The organism is Streptomyces rubrogriseus, assembly GCF_027947575.1.
In the GTDB taxonomy this organism is placed as follows: Bacteria; Actinomycetota; Actinomycetes; order Streptomycetales; family Streptomycetaceae; genus Streptomyces; species Streptomyces rubrogriseus.
The window spans coordinates 3,832,934-3,850,191 of sequence record NZ_CP116256.1 but is presented as its reverse complement, the minus strand read 5'-3'; the positions used below and the strand labels follow the sequence as shown (position 1 = coordinate 3,850,191).

At 71.9% G+C, this 17,258-nt stretch carries 13 protein-coding genes; 5 read left to right on the top strand and 8 right to left on the bottom strand.

Annotated elements, in window-relative coordinates; all coding sequences use genetic code 11:
* Positions 1-20: 20 nt before the first annotated feature.
* Genes Sru02f_RS17635 through Sru02f_RS17610 form a run of 6 tightly spaced genes read right to left on the bottom strand, consistent with a single transcriptional unit; the run spans position 21 to position 7,368 of the window.
* On the bottom strand, positions 21-1,826 hold the full coding sequence (locus tag Sru02f_RS17635; protein WP_109030970.1) for an ABC transporter ATP-binding protein: 1,806 nt from the start codon (positions 1,824-1,826) through the stop codon (positions 21-23).
* Positions 1,827-1,828: 2 nt separating this feature from the next.
* Positions 1,829-2,881, bottom strand: coding sequence for an iron-siderophore ABC transporter substrate-binding protein (locus Sru02f_RS17630; protein ID WP_109030969.1), 1,053 nt, complete (start codon positions 2,879-2,881; stop codon positions 1,829-1,831).
* 50 nt (positions 2,882-2,931) lie between these two features.
* A complete protein-coding gene (locus tag Sru02f_RS17625; protein WP_109030968.1) occupies positions 2,932-3,795 on the bottom strand; it encodes an ABC transporter ATP-binding protein in 864 nt (287 codons plus the stop codon).
* A 38-nt stretch (positions 3,796-3,833) separates the two neighbouring features.
* Entirely contained in the window at positions 3,834-4,925 is a 1,092-nt protein-coding gene (locus Sru02f_RS17620; protein ID WP_174855052.1) for a FecCD family ABC transporter permease, read from the bottom strand.
* 11 nt (positions 4,926-4,936) lie between these two features.
* Positions 4,937-6,001, bottom strand: coding sequence for a FecCD family ABC transporter permease (locus Sru02f_RS17615; RefSeq protein ID WP_164273171.1), 1,065 nt, complete (start codon positions 5,999-6,001; stop codon positions 4,937-4,939).
* 11 nt (positions 6,002-6,012) lie between these two features.
* Positions 6,013-7,368 (bottom strand): lysine N(6)-hydroxylase/L-ornithine N(5)-oxygenase family protein, encoded by a 1,356-nt coding sequence (locus tag Sru02f_RS17610; RefSeq protein WP_109030965.1) that lies wholly within the window; start codon positions 7,366-7,368, stop codon positions 6,013-6,015.
* A 175-nt stretch (positions 7,369-7,543) separates the two neighbouring features.
* Here Sru02f_RS17610 and Sru02f_RS17605 point away from each other — a divergent pair, with 175 nt between their 5' ends.
* Entirely contained in the window at positions 7,544-8,491 is a 948-nt protein-coding gene (locus Sru02f_RS17605; protein WP_109030964.1) for a methionyl-tRNA formyltransferase, read from the top strand.
* An 85-nt stretch (positions 8,492-8,576) separates the two neighbouring features.
* On the opposite strand, the gene Sru02f_RS17600 is transcribed toward Sru02f_RS17605, so the two are convergent.
* Positions 8,577-8,816, bottom strand: a complete 240-nt coding sequence (locus Sru02f_RS17600) for a DUF5302 domain-containing protein (RefSeq protein WP_109030963.1) — start codon at positions 8,814-8,816, stop codon at positions 8,577-8,579.
* Between the two features lie 38 nt (positions 8,817-8,854).
* Positions 8,855-10,720, bottom strand: a complete 1,866-nt coding sequence (locus Sru02f_RS17595) for a CocE/NonD family hydrolase (RefSeq protein ID WP_167469398.1) — start codon at positions 10,718-10,720, stop codon at positions 8,855-8,857.
* Between the two features lie 296 nt (positions 10,721-11,016).
* Between Sru02f_RS17595 and Sru02f_RS17590 the strand changes: the two genes are divergently transcribed.
* The 4 genes from Sru02f_RS17590 (at position 11,017) to Sru02f_RS17575 (ending at position 17,174) form a co-directional block, all read left to right on the top strand.
* Positions 11,017-11,451, top strand: a complete 435-nt coding sequence (locus tag Sru02f_RS17590) for a PGPGW domain-containing protein (protein WP_109030962.1) — start codon at positions 11,017-11,019, stop codon at positions 11,449-11,451.
* Between the two features lie 123 nt (positions 11,452-11,574).
* A complete protein-coding gene (locus Sru02f_RS17585) occupies positions 11,575-12,555 on the top strand; it encodes an alpha/beta hydrolase family protein (RefSeq protein ID WP_109030961.1) in 981 nt (326 codons plus the stop codon).
* Positions 12,556-12,665: 110 nt separating this feature from the next.
* A complete protein-coding gene (locus tag Sru02f_RS17580; RefSeq protein ID WP_109030960.1) occupies positions 12,666-13,985 on the top strand; it encodes a DEAD/DEAH box helicase in 1,320 nt (439 codons plus the stop codon).
* Between the two features lie 180 nt (positions 13,986-14,165).
* Complete coding sequence (locus tag Sru02f_RS17575) at positions 14,166-17,174, top strand: family 16 glycoside hydrolase (RefSeq protein WP_109030959.1); 3,009 nt, start codon at positions 14,166-14,168, stop codon at positions 17,172-17,174.
* The last annotated feature ends 84 nt before the right edge of the window (positions 17,175-17,258 follow it).

The following is a 17,258-nucleotide window of genomic DNA, read 5'->3' as shown; positions in this document are numbered from 1 at the left end:
CTAACCTAACTTAGGCATGCCTAACACCCCGCCTGGCCACCCTCCCGCCAGGCCCGCCACAGCCGTGCGTAGCGGCCGCCCAACGCCACCAACTCCGCGTGCGTGCCCTCCTCGACGACGCGGCCGGCGTCCAGGACGGCGATCCGGTCCGCCGCCATCGCCTGGGTCAGGCGGTGCGCCACGAAGAGCGTGGTGCGTCCCGCGCACGCGGCGAGCACGGCCCGTTCCAGCTCCGCGGCGCCCTCGCTGCCCGCCTCGGCGGTCGACTCGTCGAGGACCACCACGGGCGCCCGGCCGAGCACCAGCCGGGCCAACGCGAGCTGGGCGACCTTGGTCACGTCCAGGCGCTCGCCGCCCTCACCGACAGGTGTGTCCAGCCCGTCGGGCAGCGCGTCCACCCACTGACCGGCGCCGACGGTGCGCAGGGCGTCCAGGAGTTCGGCGTCGGTGGCCTCCGGCGCGGCCAGCCGCAGGTCGTCGGCGAGCGGGCCGGAGAACACGTGCGTCTCCTGGGTCAGGATGCTCACCAGGGCCCGCGCCCCGGCCTCGTCCAGCTCCGCCAGGTCGGCCTGCCCGACCCGCACCGACCCCGCCTGCGGGGTTCCGATGCCCGCGACCAGCGCGGCCAGCGTCGTCTTGCCCGCGCCCGTCGCCCCCACGAGGGCGAGCGAGCCCCCTGCCGGGATCGTCAGGTCGACGTCCCTGAGGACCGGTTCGTCGGCGCCGGGGTAGGTGAAGGTCAGCCCCCGCACGGTCACCGGGTACGCGCCGGCCGCCGCCGTCCCGACGGAGGCGTCGCCGACCAGCCGGTCCGCCGCGTCCTCCCCCAGCACGCCGACCAGCCGGGTCAGGCTCGCGCCCGACTTCTGCGCCTCGTCGAAGGTGAACATGATGGCGCCCAGGGGGGTGAACAGCCGGTGGAAGAGCAGCGGTGCCGCGGACACCTCGCCCAAGGTGGCCGCGTCCGCCTCCAGCAGCGCGTAGCCCACCACGATGATGAGGGTCAGCCCGATGAACTCGGCGCGGTTCTCCCGGCCGACGAACCGGCCGAAGAACCGGAACACCTCGATGCCCAGCTCGCGCACCCGCCACGACTCCCGGGTGACCCGCTCGCGGAAGGCGCCCTCGAGCCGGTAGGCCCGGACGGTGTCGATGCCGTTCAGGCCGCTGATCAGGGCCTGCGCCCGGTCGGCCTGGGCCACCCGCTGCTTCCGGTACAGCGGCGCGGACCTCGGCAGGTACCAGCGCAGGGCCAGCGCGTACGCGGGCAGCGCGCCGGCGCCCGCCAGACCGAGCCGCCAGTCGAGCCCGAACATGCCGGCGGTGGCGATGGCGACGAGGACTCCGGCCGAGAACACCGTGGGGACGGCGGTGCGGATTCCCTTGGAGATCACGGCGACGTCGTCGCCGACCCGGGACAGCACGTCGCCGCGGCCCACCTCTTCGACCCGGGCGCTGGGCATCGCCAGGACGGCGCGGACGGCGCCCTCCCGCAGCCGGGCGAGCAGGTCGGCGCCCAGCCGCCCGATCAGATAGGTCGACACCGCGGTCGCCGCCGCGCCGAGCAGCGCCGCGGCGACCATCAGGGCCCCGATCGTGGCCAGGACGGACTGCGACTCGCCCCCGGCCACCGCGTCGACCACCCGGCCGAGCAGCAGCACGGGGAGCACCTGGAGTGCCGCTCCGGCCACCGTGGTGAGCACCGTGGCGGCCGTCAGCCACGGCACCTCTCGGCAGTGTGCCGCGACCCACCGGCCGGCCTCGCCTCCGGTCGCCGTGCGCAGGACGGCCGGTGCCGTGGCGACGCGGGTGTCGGTGACGCTCACACCTACCCGGCCGACTTGACGAGTTCGTCGACGGCGTACGGCATGGACAGCAGGGTGCCCTGGGAGATGGCCGCGCCGACCGCCGGTCCCTCGCTGTCCAGCAGGTACGACACCTTGCCGTTCTTGACGGCGTCCAGGTTGGTGAACAGCTCGAACTTCTTCAACGCGTCCTGGTCCGCCTTGTCGTTGATGACGAAGACGCGGTCCACGTCGACCAGGTCGACGCGCTCGGGCGAGAGCGTGGTGTAGAAGTCGCCGCCGGCGACCTCGTCGATCTTCGTCTGGTACTTGAAGCCGATGCCGGTCACGAGCCGTCCGCGCACGTCGGTGGAGGTGAACGGGGCCACCGAGTCCTTGTACCAGGACAGCACGACCGCGGTCCGGTCCGCGAACTCGGGGTGCGCCTGCTTGGCCGCGTCCAGCTTGCCCTGGATGTCGGCCACCATCTTCTCGCCCTCCTCGGCCTTGCCGAGCGCCTTGGCGATGTGCAGCGCGTTGTCCTGCCAGGGAGCGCTGAACGGCTCCTTCTCGCCCTTGGTCCGGCCCACCGTGGGCGCGATCTTCGAGAGCTTGTCGTAGGCGGCCTGGTCGATCTCGGAGTAGACCGCGACGATCAGGTCGGGGCGCAGGGCGGCGATCTTCTCGTAGTTGGGGCCCGTGTCACCGTTCTTCATGATGACCTCGGGCTTGGTGTCGCCCCACTTGTCCTTCACCCAGGGCCACTGGGTGTTGATGTCGGGGCTCTGGCCGGCCGGGTTCGGGTACTGGTCGACCATGCCGACGGGCTTGATACCGAAGGCCAGGACGGTCTGGTCGTCGGTGTAGCCGACGGAGACGACCCGCTCGGGCGCCTTGTCGATCCTCGTCGTTCCGAACGCGTGCTCCACGGTGACCGGGAAGGCGCCGGCTGCGGCCGGGGTGCCGCCGCCCGCCTCGTCCGCCGGGTCGTCCGAGTCGGAACCGCAGCCCGCGAGGAGTCCGACGCCGAGCGCTGCGGCGGACAGGGCCGCCGCGAGTCGTCGCCAGGGCTTCATACGCGTCGTTCTGAGGAGCATCCCGGGCATCCCTTTGCTGTCGCGCCAACCAGTGTGAGGTAAGCCTACCCTCACTTCACCAACTCGGGTGCCGATCGGTCGAGTTCGACATGGGTGCGTCCGATCGGCACGATGAGCGGGCGGTCCCCGACCGGGTCGTCGATCACCTTGGCGCGCAGTCCGAACGCCTCGTGCAGCAGGCCGGCGGTGATGACGTCGCGCGGGTGTCCCTGTGCCAGGATCGCGCCCTCCCGCATGACGACGAGGTTGTCGCTGTAGCGCGCGGCCAGATTGAGGTCGTGCAGCACCATGACCACGGTGCGCCCGGACTCGTGCAGGTCGTCGACGAGGTCGAGCACGTCGACCGCGTGCGCGAGGTCCAGATAGGTGGTCGGCTCGTCCAGCAGCAGCAGGTCGGTGCCCTGGGCCAGGGTCATCGAGATCCACACCCGCTGGCGCTGGCCACCGGACAGCGAGTCGACCGGGCGGTCCGCGAGGTCGGACACCCCGGTCATGGCCAGTGCCCGCCGTACGACGTCGGCGTCGTCCGAGGACCACTGCCGCAGCCAGCTCTGGTGCGGGTGACGGCCCCGGGCGACCAGGTCGGACACCGTCAGTCCCTCCGGGGCCACCGGCGCCTGGGGCAGCAGGCCGAGCTTCTTCGCCACGTCGCGGGTCCGGAGCGCGGCGATGTCCTCACCGTCCAGCACGACCGTGCCGCCGGTCGGCTTCAGCAGCCGGCACAGGGTGCGCAGCAGGGTCGACTTGCCGCAGCCGTTCGGTCCGATGATGGTGGTGATCACCCCGGGCGGGATCGCCACGTCGAGGCCGTCGATGACGGACCGGGACCCGTACCCGACGGTGACGGCCCGGGCCGCCAGGCGTGAGGCGCCGTCAACTTCCGGCTCGGTCCCGGTGATGGACTGAACGACCACAAGGCCCCCTCGATTAGGCTCGCCTTACTTTGTACCAGCTATCTGCGGTTCGCCCGCACCAGCAGATAGACCAGGAAGGGTCCGCCGATGGCGGCGGTGACCACGCCGACCGGCAGCGAGACGGGCAGGGCGGTGCGCGCGAGAAGGTCGGAGCCGGTCAGCAGCAGCGCCCCCACCAGGCCGGAGGCCACCAGCGGCGGGGTCGGGCACCTGGCCAGCCGCATCGCCACCTGCGGCGCCACCAGCGCGACGAACGGCACCGGTCCGGCCGCGCTCACCGCCACACCGGCCAGCAGTACCGCGCACAGCAGCAGGACCGCGCGCACCGTCCCGTACCGGACGCCGAGTCCGGCGGCGACCTCGTCGCCGAAGTGCAGCGGCTTGAACTGGAAGGCGACCGTGGTCACGACGACCAGCAGGACGAGCGTGCACCACAGCGCTACGTGGACCTCGCCCCACGACCGGTTGTCCAGCGAGCCCACCAGCCACGCCTGGGCCCGGGCCACGTCCCTGATGTCGGCGGTGACCAGCAGCCATGTCGTGATCGCCTGCATCACGGCGTTCACCGAGATGCCGATGAGGATGAGCCGGAAGCCGTCGATCCCGCGGCGCCACGCCATGAAGTACACCAGCAGCCCCGTGCCGAGACCGCCCGCGAGCGCCGCCGCCGACAGGCCCACGGAGTCGGCCACGGCCGTGGCGGCACCGCCGGACACCGTCACCAGGAACACCGCGACCGCGCCGGCGCCGCTGGTGATGCCGAGGACGTCCGGGCTGGCCAGCGGATTGCGGGCGATCGACTGGGTGAGGGCGCCGGACACCCCGAGCGCGACGCCCACCACGAGCCCGGCGAGGGCCCGGGGCATCCGCAGGTCCATGATCACGAACTCGTCGACCTGCTCGCCCCGGCCGAGGACGGTGGCGAGGACCCTGGGCAGGCCGATGGGGAAGTCGCCGACTCCGATGGACAGGCAGAACACCAGGAAGCCCGCCACCGCCAGAAGCAGGGTGACGCCCGCGATCCAGGGCCGCCACACGAACGACAGGCCGCCGAACCGCACGCCGGGCGCCACCGAAGTCCGCACGTCCGCCTTCACGTCCACCGCCGCATCCGTCCCGTCCGCCCTCATGTCCGTGCCGTTCACGCGCTCTTGAACTTCCCGCGCCACACCAGGACGGCGAAGAACGGTGCGCCGAGGAGCGAGACGACGACCCCGGCGTCCAGTTCCCCCGGCCGTACGACCAGGCGCCCCACGATGTCGCAGACCAGCAGCACCACGGCCCCGAGCAGACCGGCGTACGGGACCAGCCAGCGGTAGTCCGGGCCGGTCAGGTAGCGGGCCACGTGGGCCACCATGAGCCCGAGGAAGGCGATGGGGCCGCAGGCCGCCGTCGCCGCCCCGGCCAGCAGGGTGATGGCGACGATGCCGACGGTGCGGGTCAGCGCGGTGTTCACCCCGAGTCCCCGTGCCACGTCGTCGCCCAGGTTGAGCAGGTTGACCGAGGGCAGTGTGGTCAGCGCCAGCAGCAGCCCGGCGGCGATGAAGGCCGACACGGGCCAGATGACGTCGAAGCCGACCCCGGTCAGCGAGCCCGCGTTCCAGAACCGCAGGGCGTTCAGCGAGGCCTTGTCCGTCAACGCGACCGCCGTGGTCATGGCCGCCAGGAACACCGTGACCCCCTGCCCGGCCAGCGCGAGCGTCAGCGGGTTGCCCGCTCCCCGGCCGATGCTCGACAGCCCGAACACGACGGCACCGGCGACCGCCGCGCCCGCGAAGCCGAACCAGACGTACTGGAACGGGCTGCTGAACCCGAAGGCGGCGATCCCCGACACCACGGCGAACGAGGCACCGGAGTTGACCCCCAGCAGCCCCGTGTCGGCGATGGGGTTGCGGGTGTACCCCTGGATCAGCGCCCCTCCGACGCCGAGCGCGATGCCCGCCACCACGGCGAGGACCGTGCGGGGCACCCGCACGGTCTGCACGATGAGCCTGATCTCGGTGAGCCGCTGGTCGGACTCGGGCGCCGCGAACAGTCCGTGCCAGACCTCGGCGGGGCTGAGCGCACGCGCGCCGACGGCCAGTGAGGCCGCCGCGGCGACGAGGAGGAGCGCCGCGAGCAGTCCCAGACCGGCAACCCGGCGCCGACGCGCCTCTGTTGGGCCTCGGGGAGTGGGCGCGGGACGCTCCACCTCGGTCGTGGTCATAGCGCCGTACATTAACGCGCGCCGGTGCCGGTCCCGTCGGCGACCGTGCGGGCCTCGTCGGAAGCGGACTTGAGGCCCCGGTCGAGGAGCGACTCGAGGATCTCGCCGACCCGGACGGCGGTGTTGGAGAGCAGCGACGAGGTGATGCCGTGCGTGTGCTCCGTGCCGCCCTGAAGGTAGATGCCGCAGCGCAGGGCGGGGTCGGTGGCGACGCGGTAGTCGCGCTCGACGCGCACCCGGCCCTCGTCGTCGCGCAGGCAGCGGTCCGCGACCTCGCCGAGCAGGCCGAGGGGGTCGGCGGGTCCGTAGCCGGTGGCGAGGACCACGACGTCGGCGTCCAGGTGGCTCTCCTCGCCGGTGACCAGCGACGTCACGGTGGCGCGCGCCCGGTCCGGCGTCTCCTTGACGTCGGAGAGCCGGGACACGTTGAGGAAGCGCAGCCGCTCGGTGCCGAGGACCTTCTCCCGGTACATCTGCCGGTACAGGTCGTCGATCAGGTCGATGTCCACCACGGAGTAGTTGGTGTTGCCGTGGTAGTCCATCAGCCGCTGTTTGACGCCGTCGGGCGCGGTGAAGTAGTCGTCGACCGCCGCCGGGTCGAAGATCCGGTTGGCGAACGCGCTGTCGTCGGCGGGGCTGTAGCCGTAGCGGGCGAAGACCGCGCAGATCTCCGCCGAGGGGAAGCGGCGGTGCAGGTAGGCGACGTTCTCGGCGGCGCTCTGCCCGGCGCCGACGACGACGAACCGGGAGGGCGAGGTGCCCTCCAACGCGTCGACCCTGGCCAGCAGTTCGGAGTTGTGCCAGACGCGGTCACCGCGCTCCACGCCCTCCGGTACCAGGGGGCGCAGCCCGGTGCCGACGACGAGGTTGCGCGCCCGGTGGACCTCGAGCCCCTCCCCCGAACGCACCGTCACCTCCAGGTGGTCCACCACGCCGTCCCGCACGACGGGCGCGACGCCGACGACCTCGTGGCCGTAGGAGACCATGTCGTCGACCTTGGCCGCCGCCCACTCGAAGTAGTCGTGGAACTCGACCCGGAGCGGGAACAGGTTCTTGTGGTTGATGAAGTCGATCAGCCGCCCCCTGCTCTGCAGGTAGCAGAGGAAGCTGTACTCACTGGCCGGATTGCGCAGGGTCACCAGGTCCTTGAGGAAGGACACCTGCATGGTCGCGTCGTCGATCAGCATGCCGCGGTGCCAGCCGAAGCGCGGCTGCTGCTCGAAGAAGCGGGCGTCGAGCTCCTCCTGCCCGCCGGCCTGTGCGTTGTGTTCGCGGATCGCGATCGCCATGGCGACATTGGACGGTCCGAAGCCGATACCAATGAGGTCGTGGACCAGCGTTGAGTCAGCAGGAAGAACCTGTGACATGTCACTCCCATCGTGCGCCGGAAACTTAGGTGAGCCTAAGCTAATGAGATACGGCTGTCGACAGGGCGCACCAGAGGTCGATTCGAGCCAACTCGGGACCCTCGAGGCGGTGTTGCGCACTAAGGTAAGCCTTGCTTAACTGCCCGGGTCAGTCCCTGCCTTGAGGAGGAACCCCATGCGGGTCGTCATGTTCGGCTACCAGACCTGGGGCCACCGCACCCTGCGAGCCCTGCTGGACTCCGAACACGACGTGGTCCTCGTGGTCACGCATCCCAAGAGCGAGCACGCGTACGAGAAGATCTGGAGCGACTCCGTCGCGGACCTCGCCGAGGAGCACGGCGTCCCGGTGCTGATCCGCAACCGCCCGGACGACGACGAGCTGTTCGAGCGCCTCAAGGACGCCGATCCGGACATCATCGTCGCCAACAACTGGCGGACCTGGATCCCCCCGCGCATCTTCGGCCTCCCGCGCCACGGCACGCTCAACGTGCACGACTCGCTGCTGCCGAAGTACGCCGGGTTCTCCCCGCTGATCTGGGCGCTGATCAACGACGAGACCGAGGTGGGCGTCACCGCGCACATGATGAACGACGAGCTGGACGCCGGTGACATCGTCCGCCAGGAGGCCGTGCCGGTGGGCCCGGCGGACACCGCCACGGACCTGTTCCACAAGACCGTGGACCTCATCGCCCCGGTCACCGTCGGCGCCCTCGGGCTCATCGCGTCGGGCCGGACGGAGTTCACCAAGCAGGACCGGTCCCGGGCGAGCTTCTTCCACAAGCGGTCCGCCGAGGACATCCGCATCGACTGGAACTGGCCTGCCGAGGACCTGGAGCGACTCGTCCGGGCCCAGTCCGAGCCGTACCCCAGCGCCTTCACCTTCCACCGGGGCAGGCGGCTGGAGATCCTCGCCGCCGTGGTCTCGGAGGGCCGTTACGGCGGCACGCCCGGCCGGATCTTCTACCGCGAGGGCGAGGGCGTGGTGATCGTCGCCGGGGCCGACGCGCGCCGGGGCCGCAACCACGGCCTCGCCGTCACACGCGTACGGACCGAGGACGGGCGGGAGTTGGCCGCGACGGAGTACTTCACCTCGATGGGCGGCTACCTGACCGCCCGCCCCTGATCGGCGCGGCCGGACACTCATGACGGGCAGGGCCCGACCGTGCCGTCACGGTCGGGCCCTGCCGGGTTGCGGGTCCTGCGCGGCCTCAGCCGCTCTTGCGCCGGAACGACCGCTGGCTGGCGGCCGGCCCGTGGGTGCCCCGGATCTTCGCCACATCGGCGTTGGCGGCGAGGGCGGCGGCCTCCGCCTGTTTGCCGCGCTTGCGCTCCAGCGCCTCGCGGAATTTGTCCTTCAGGTTGTACTGACCGTCGGCATCGGGTGTCAGGGCGGTGCTCTCGGCCTCCGCCGGTTCCGAACCTGCTTGCGATGAAGACTCTTCAGTCATGGCGACCTCCTGGGCTCGGACAACAGGAGCCCAGCTTGTCACGACCGGCCGCCCGGAACCACCGAGAATGTTCCCGGCCCGGCCGGCAGGCTCACCGTGTACTGACGCAGATACGTGTCCAGGTACGGCGACCGGTCACCGGCGGTGGCGACGTCCTCCGCCGGGTTGTCCAGCGCCAGCCTGAGCCCGGCGCCCTTGATTTCGACGGTCTCGCCGGAAGGCGTGTCGCGCCAGGAGCCGGTCTGGATGGAACCGATCTCCACCGCCAGGACGTGCCCGGCGGCGAGGGTCCAGTCCGTCGCCTTCAGGTCGACGCTCATCCGCCCGGACTTCACCAGGGAGACCTGCTCGTCGAACATGACCGCGGTGCCGTCGGGCGCGACGTCGTACAGCTTGAGCATGACGTTGCCCTCGCCGCGGGCCGTCAGGGACACCCGCGGGGTGCCGGTGACGCGCGTGGTGCTCTTCAGCGGCTTCGACCACACGAAGAAGCTGGAGGCGACCTCACCCGTGCCCTGACGCTTCGCCAGTTCCGCGGCCAGCCCCGCCGGGGCGGGCTGCTCGGTCGCGGGCGCGTTCTCCATGTCCCACCTGCCGGCCGGCTGCGGCGGAGCCTTCGGCGCCGGGCTGCCGGACGCGGTCAGGGCCGCCCGGGCGGACGCCCCGCCGTCGTCCACGTAGGAGCCGCCGCCGAGCGGCAGCGTGACCGTCCGTTCGGTGACGGGCCAGGTGCGCTGGGCCCGCCAGGCACCGGTGGAGTCCTCGACCGCGTAGGCCGGGTAACGCACCGTCGGCCTGGTCCCCTTCAGGTACTGGTCGTAGAAGGAGAGGGTCTCGTCGTACCAGCCCGCCCGGCCCATCGCCAGGCGTCCGTCCTCGACCCGGTCGCCGCCGCGCACGTGGTCCCACTGGCCGAGCCAGCCGCGCTCGGGGCCACGGTGGTTGTCGAGGTACTCCTCCATCTCCTCGGGCTTGGTGTTGTTCTCGACGAAGCCCTGCGTGACGAAGAGCGGGGTGTCGCTGCCCCGGGCCATCCTCGCCAGGTCACGGGAGGTCCAGTGCGGGTCCCGCTGGTCGGATATCCGGTAGCCGGCCGAGTTCCCCGTGAGGCACTCCGGGTGGCTCTCCTCGTAACGGGCGGCGGCCTGGTACCGCGGGTCGTCGTCGGCCATCGGGGGCATCGAGGCGATGGAGTTGTACGCGCCGGCGGTGCCCGTCACGTTCGGGCGGGGCACTCCGTTGGAGTAGATGTACTGGTACATGTCCCACACGGGCTCCTGGGCGACCACGGCCTTGAGCGCGCGCTGGTCCAGGTTGTTGCCGATGAGGCCCGTGACGGCGTCGTAGGACTTGCCGTACATGCCGACCGCGCCGGTGGACCACGGCTGCTTCGCCGCCCAGTCGATCGCCGCCTTCACGTCCGCCTGTTCGCCGGGTCCGCCCCAGTCCAGACAGCCGGTGGAGCCCCCGAAGCCGCGCAGGTCCACCATGACGAAGGCGTACCCCTGGTCGAACAGGTCGGTGCCCTCGATGAAGTCCTGGAAGCGGGCGGAGGGACCGGTGCGGGACCAGCCCTCGGGGCCGGTCTGGCCCGCGTGGGCGAAGTACGGGCCGATCGACAGGATGACCGGCACCTTCTCCTTCCGCTTCAGCCCTTCGGGCAGCAGGACGTCGGCGTGCAGCCGGGTGCCGGAGCGGTCGGCGGACGGGAAGTAGTGCTGGGTCCAGACCGAGCCTTCGGGGACACGGTCGTTCTCCTCGTGGGTGACGGGACCGGTCCCGGTGGTGGCCGGCCCGGCCTCCGCCTCGTGCGCCGCGACGGCGGGGCCCCCGAGGCCGACGGTGAGGGCGAGGGCGGCGACGAGTGCCGAGGCGGTCCGGACGACCGCGCGACGGGGTCTCACATGCTCCTCCTTGGAAGGCGGGTGCAGGTGGTACGGGTGGTGCAGGTCTAGCAGCGAAGTTCCTGCCCGTCGATGGGGCGCAATCGCAACTTCCCCGGCCACATCGGGCGTTGACGGACGCGACCGGCCGTCCGCCTCCGGCCGGGCCCGCGGGACGACGGCACCCGGCCCTCACCGGCCGGGCGTCCGGCTCCGCGTCCGCGGCCGCTCCTGAATCGCCCGCGCCCCGATCCCTGCCTAGGCTGGGCACGCCGACGGAACCGGAGTCCTTGCCGACCGCAGGAGAGTGGGGCGCCATGGCGCGGGGTGTCGAGTCGATCCGGCGCACCGCCCTGGGTGCCCTCGGTGCCGTCCTGCTGCTGATCGGCGTCGCGCTGCTGGTGCTGCCCGGGCCGGGCCTGCTGCTCGTCTTCGCCGGAGTGGTGCTGCTGGCGCGCGCCGTTCCGGCACTGGACCGGTTCGTCGCCCCGGTCCGCGTCCGGGCGATGCGTGCCGCCGAGGAGAGCGTCTCCTCCCGATGGCGCATCGCCGGCTCCGTGCTCGTGGGCCTGTTCCTTCTCGCCGCCGGCGCGGCCTGGGGTCTCGTGCCCGAGCTGCCGTACTCCGGTTGGGCCACCGGGGCGAGTCTGATCATCTCGGGCTTCGTGCTGTTCGCCCTGCTCGGGTGGAGCCATCGCCGGCTGCGGGCGGCGCGGCGCGGGTCGACGCCGGATTCGGAAAGCACGCGTTGACCAAACGGGACAGCGTTCCGTATATTTAACCGGGACAGCGTCCCGCTTTTGCCGCGCCGACGCGCCCACTCCCGAACGGCCTCGCCGTCTCCGCCGTCGACACATCGAACGGACACCCGCAGCATGAGCGCACAGACCCACCCGACCGACTTCGTCCCCCCGGCCGCTCCCGTCCTCTCCGTAGCCCCGGTCGTGCTCCCGGCCCCGGGCCGCCCCGTGGACCTCCGGGTGCGGGTCTCCGCGCCGGTGACCGGGACCGGCCTCCCGGTGATCCTGCTCTCCCACGGCCAGGGCTACTCGAACCACCTCTCCTCCCTGAACGGCTACGCGCCGCTCGCCACCTACTGGGCGGCACACGGCTTCGTCGTGATCCAGCCGACCCACCTCAGCTCCCGGACGCTGGCCCTCGATCCCGGGACCCCCGGAGCGCCCCTGTTCTGGCGGTCGCGCGCCGAGGACATGACGCGTGTCCTCGACGGGCTCGACCTGCTGGAGAAGGCCGTCCCACAGCTCTCCGGCCGGCTGGACCGGAGCAGGGTCGCGGTCGCCGGGCACTCGATGGGCGGACACACCGCGAGCCTGCTGCTCGGCGCCCGGCTCACCGATCCGGACGACGGGACGGAGGTGGACCTGACCGAGCCCCGGATCGGGGCGGGCGTCCTGCTGGCCGCTCCCGGCCGGGGCGGCGACGCCCTCAGCGAGTCCGCCGCCGAGAACATGCCCTTCTTCCTGAGCACCGACTTCTCCCGCATGACCACGCCCGCGCTCGTCGTCGCCGGCGACCGGGACGACTCGGCCCACCTGACGGTGTCCGGGCCCGAGTGGCACGCGGACCCCTACTCGCTCTCCCCCGGCCCCAAGTCCCTGCTGACCCTGTTCGGCGCGGAGCACGGGCTCGGCGGAGTGGCCGGATACGACGTCGCGGAGACCACCGACGAGGACCCCGGCCGAGTCGCCGCGGTGCAGCGGCTCACCTGGGCCTACCTGCGTTCCACGCTGTATCCGGGGGACCCCGCCTGGCAGGCGGCACGGGACGCGCTGGACTCCGGTCCCGACCCGCAGGGCCGGGTCGAGTCCAAGCAGGCCCCGCGCCCTCGGCCGTGAGGCGGGGCGGCGCCCGCTGGTAAAATGGGCGCACGCTTTGAGGCGCCCGGGTCCGTACCGAGGGGTACGGACCCGGTCGCGTTCCGGGCGCCTGATCAGAAAGGTCTCCCATGAACGCGAAGCCGACCGCATCCTTCGACGGCCTCGGACTGCCGCCCGTGCTGGTGGAGACGATGACCTCCCTCGGGGTGACACGGCCGTTCCCGATCCAGGCGGCGACCCTGCCCGAGGCGCTGGCCGGGCGCGACGTCCTCGGCCGGGCGCGGACCGGCTCCGGCAAGACGCTGGCCTTCGGGCTGGCCCTGCTCGCCGGGACCGCCGGCCGGCGCGCGGAGTCGAAGCGGCCGCTGGCCCTCGTCCTGGTGTCGACCCGGGAACTGGCCCAGCAGGTGAGCGACGCGCTGGCGCCGTACGCGCGGGCGCTGGGCGTGCGCCTGACCACGGTCGTCGGCGGGCTGTCGATCAACCGGCAGACCCAGGCGCTGCGCGACGGCGCCGAAGTGGTCGTCGCCACTCCGGGCCGCCTGACCGACCTGGTCTCCCGCCGGGACTGCCACCTGAACCAGGTGCGGATCACGGTGCTGGACGAGGCAGACCAGATGTGCGACCTGGGGTTCCTGCCGCAGGTCTCCGGCATCCTGGACCAGGTCCCCGCCGACGGGCAGCGGCTCCTGTTCTCGGCCACCCTCGACGGCGACGTCGACCAGCTGGTGCGGGACCACCTCCACGACCCCGTCCCGGTGTCGGTCGACCCGGCGTCGGCCTCGGTGAGCACGATGGAGCACCACGTACTGACCGTCCACCCGGCCGACAAGTACGCGACCGCGACCGAGATCGCCGCCCGCGACGGCCGGGTGCTGATGTTCCTCGACACCAAGGCCGGGGTCGACCGGTTCACCCGGCAGCTGCGGGCCGCCGGGGTGTCCGCGGGCGCCCTGCACAGCGGGAAGTCGCAGCCGCAGCGCACCCACACCCTCGCCCAGTTCGTCGAGGGCGGGGTCACCGTGCTGGTGGCCACCAACGTCGCGGCGCGGGGCATCCACGTCGACGACCTCGACCTCGTCGTCAACGTCGACCCGCCGGCCGACGCCAAGGACTACCTGCACCGCGGCGGGCGTACGGCGCGGGCCGGCCGGGCGGGAAGCGTGGTCACGCTCGTCACCCCGGACCAGCGGCGCGAGGTGAACCGGATGATGTCCGAGGCCGGGATCCGGCCGACGGTGACCCCGGTGCGGTCGGGCGAGCAGAAGCTGACGGACCTCACCGGCGCGAAACGCCCGCCGGCCGGACGGGGCAAGGAGAGCGGCAACGCCGCCTTCCGCGGGATGGGCACCCGTCCGGGCGGGGGCGCGAAGGGGTCCCGCAAGGCCGTCGAGGCACGCAGGGCCGCGGAGGCACGCGCGGCCGCCCGGGTGCGCAGGGGCCGCTGAGCCGGCGGGCGAACGCGCCGTCCTGGCGGGGGACTTGACGTCCGGAACTTTGCACACACCGATGACAAAGTATGGACATGCCCAGCGGAAGTCTCCTACCTTGGCGGCGGAACGTCCGTCACACCGCACAAGACCGGAGCGATATCCGGCACGGTCCGGTCCCCACCACCCGGAGGACCAATGCACCCACGGCTGTTCTCGCGTGCCCGAAGACACCTCATCCTCCTGCTGACCTCGGCCGTCGCGCTCGGCGGCGCCTGGGCCGCCCCGGCGTCCTCGGCGGCCCCCGCCGACATCCCGCCGCAGGAACCCGGCGTCACGCTGCGCGTGTTCGACGTCCAGACGCCGCTGAACGAGCTGTGCACCCTCAAGCCGGGCCAGACCCCCAACCACGACAAGCTGATGCCGACGGTCGACTGGTCCACCACCGCCGACTTCGGCGGCATCGCCGACAACTTCGTCTCCCAGGCGTCCGGTTACCTGGTGGCGCCGCGTGACGGCACCTATGTGTTCCGGCTCGTCAGCGACGACGGCTCCCGGCTGACCCTCGACGGCTCCACGGTGATCGACCACGACGGGCTGCACGGCGCGGAGCCCAAGGACGGCACGGTCGAACTCACCGCGGGGGCGCATCCGTTGCGCATCGACCACTTCGACCGCGGCGGCGGCCAGCAGTTGCAGCTGTCCTGGATGCCGCCGGGCGAGAGCGCGTTCACCGTCGTACCCACCGAGGCGCTGAGCACCGACGCCGGGGTCGTCCGGGTCACGGCGCCGGGCCGCAAGGAGTGCGAGGCCGGGCGCGACACCCCCGGCGACGGTCTGCCGCTCACCTCCGTGCGCCCCGACCTCGACCTCACCGATCTGCGCCCCGAGGGCTTCGAACCGCAGGTCACCGGCATGGACTGGCTGCCCGACGGCCGCCTGGCGATCAGCACCTGGGGCGGCACCGACAACGTTGCCGGGGAGGTGTACCTCCTGGACAACGTCACCGGTGAGACCAGCCGCGACAAGGTCACCGTCGAGAAGGTGGCGAGCGGGCTGCGCGAGCCGATGGGCATCAAGTACGTGGACGGCTCGCTCTACGTCTCGCAGAAGCACGAGCTGACCCGGCTGGTCGACAGCGACGGCGACGACGTGACCGACGAGTACCGCACGGTCGCCACCTGGCCCTACGGCGGCAACTTCCACGAGTTCGCGTTCGGCCTGCTCTACCGGGACGGCTACTTCTACGTGAACCTCTCCGTCGCCATCGACCTCGGCGGCGCGACCACCGACCCGCAGCCCGCGCCGAACCGCGGGACGACGTACAAGATCAGCAAGAGGACCGGGAAGATCAGCCCGATCGCGGGCGGGCTGCGCACGCCCAACGGCATCGGCTGGGGACCGGGCGGCAGTCTGTTCGCCACCGACAACCAGGGCGGCTGGCTGCCCGCCTCGAAGCTCGTCCAGATCAAGCAGGACCGCTTCTTCAACCACTACACCGAGCCCACCGGGCCCTTCGAGGACTCCCCCGTCACCGAGCCGGTGCTGTGGCTGCCGCAGAACGAGATCGGCAACTCGCCGTCCACCCCGCTGTACCTCACCAAGGGCACGTTCGCGGGCCAGATGCTGATCGGCGACGTCACCTACGGCGGCCTCCAGCGCGCCTACCTGGAGAAGGTCAAGGGCCAGTACCAGGGTGCCGTCTTCCGCTACACGCAGGGCCTGGAGGCGGGCGTCAACCGGGTCTCCATGGGCCCCGACGGCGCGATCTACACCGGCGGCCTGGGCGCCGACGGCAACTGGGGGCAGGAGGGCAAGCTCAAGTTCGGCCTGCAGAAGCTGACGCCCAACGGCGGCAACACCTTCGACGTCCAGAGGATGCGGGCCGTGCCCGGCGGCTTCGACCTGACGTACACCCAGCCGGTGTCCGAGGAGACGGCCGCGGAGCTGGCCGCCCGCTACGAGGCCCAGCAGTGGCGCTACACGCCGACCGGCGCCTACGGCGGCCCGAAGATCGCAGAGGAGGATCTGGCCGTGCGGTCCGCGACGCTCTCGGACGACGGCCGCACCGTGCGGCTGCGGCTGGACGGCCTGAAGCCGGACCGCGTCGTGCACGTGCGCTCCCCGCGCCCCTTCACCTCGGCCTCCGGTGAGACGCTCTGGAGCACCGAGGCCTGGTACACGCTCAACGAGATGCCCGGCAGGCAGCCGCCCGCGGCCACCCTGTACGAGGCCGAGGAGGCCCGGCTGACGGGGAAGGCGGGCATCAACACCGACCACGTCGGCTACTCCGGCAGCGGCTTCGTCGACCGCTACGCCACCGAGGGCGACGTCACCACGACGTTCGACGTGACCGTCCCGAAGACCGGCACCTACGACGTGGGCCTGCGCTACTCCAACGGCCCCAACCCCTTCGAGGGCACCAAGTCGCTCTCCCTGTACGCGGGCGGGAAGAAGGTCCGCCAGACACAGCTCCCCTCCACCGGGGACTGGGACACCTGGTCCACCCGCACCGAGAGCGTGCGGCTGCGCGCCGGCCACAACACGGTCTCCTACCGCTACGACCCCGGCGACACCGGCCACGTCAACCTCGACCTGATCACCGTGCGCCCGCACGGCGCGCGGGTCGCCCTGTTCGACGGCACCGCCGCCTCTCAGGAGCAGTGGCAGCACACGGACGGAAGGAAGGTGGCCTGGCCGCTGGCCGAGGAGCGGTCGATGGAGGTGTGCTGCGGCGACATCCGCACCAAGGACGCCTACCAGGACTTCAAGCTGCACGTGGAGTTCCGGGTGCCACTGCTGCCGGACGACGTGACCGGCCAGGACCGCGGCAACAGCGGCATCTACCTCCAGGACCGCTACGAGCTGCAGATCCTCGACTCCTACGGCGACACCACCCTGGACACCAACGAGGCCGGGGCGATCTATCTGAAGAAGGCACCCGACACCAACGCGGCGACGGCTCCGGAGACCTGGCAGACGTACGACATCGTCTTCCGTGCCGCCCGCTTCGACGAGAACGGCGCCAAGACCGCCGACGCGCGGGTGACGGTGGTGTGGAACGGCAGGACGGTCCACGACGACGTCGCGCTCGACGGTCCCACCGCGGCGGGCCGGGCCGAGACTGAGGCCGCCGGGGCGATCCGGCTGCAGGACCACGGGAACAAGGTCCGGTTCCGCGACATCCGGGTCGAACCGCTGGACTGACCCCTCAGGCGTGCGGGGCGGTCCCTGACGGCCGCCCCGCACCTCCCGCTCCATGGATCCGATGGGCGGACCGGTGCTCCGGCC

Coding starts and splice junctions, on each gene's coding strand:
- Sru02f_RS17630 (WP_109030969.1), bottom strand. CDS start 2,881: ATGCTCCTCAGAACGACGCGTATGAAGCCCTGGCGACGACTCGCGGCG.
- Sru02f_RS17620 (WP_174855052.1), bottom strand. CDS start 4,925: ATGAGGGCGGACGGGACGGATGCGGCGGTGGACGTGAAGGCGGACGTG.
- Sru02f_RS17615 (WP_164273171.1), bottom strand. CDS start 6,001: ATGACCACGACCGAGGTGGAGCGTCCCGCGCCCACTCCCCGAGGCCCA.
- Sru02f_RS17610 (WP_109030965.1), bottom strand. CDS start 7,368: ATGTCACAGGTTCTTCCTGCTGACTCAACGCTGGTCCACGACCTCATT.
- Sru02f_RS17605 (WP_109030964.1), top strand. CDS start 7,544: ATGCGGGTCGTCATGTTCGGCTACCAGACCTGGGGCCACCGCACCCTG.
- Sru02f_RS17600 (WP_109030963.1), bottom strand. CDS start 8,816: ATGACTGAAGAGTCTTCATCGCAAGCAGGTTCGGAACCGGCGGAGGCC.
- Sru02f_RS17590 (WP_109030962.1), top strand. CDS start 11,017: ATGGCGCGGGGTGTCGAGTCGATCCGGCGCACCGCCCTGGGTGCCCTC.
- Sru02f_RS17585 (WP_109030961.1), top strand. CDS start 11,575: ATGAGCGCACAGACCCACCCGACCGACTTCGTCCCCCCGGCCGCTCCC.
- Sru02f_RS17580 (WP_109030960.1), top strand. CDS start 12,666: ATGAACGCGAAGCCGACCGCATCCTTCGACGGCCTCGGACTGCCGCCC.
- Sru02f_RS17575 (WP_109030959.1), top strand. CDS start 14,166: ATGCACCCACGGCTGTTCTCGCGTGCCCGAAGACACCTCATCCTCCTG.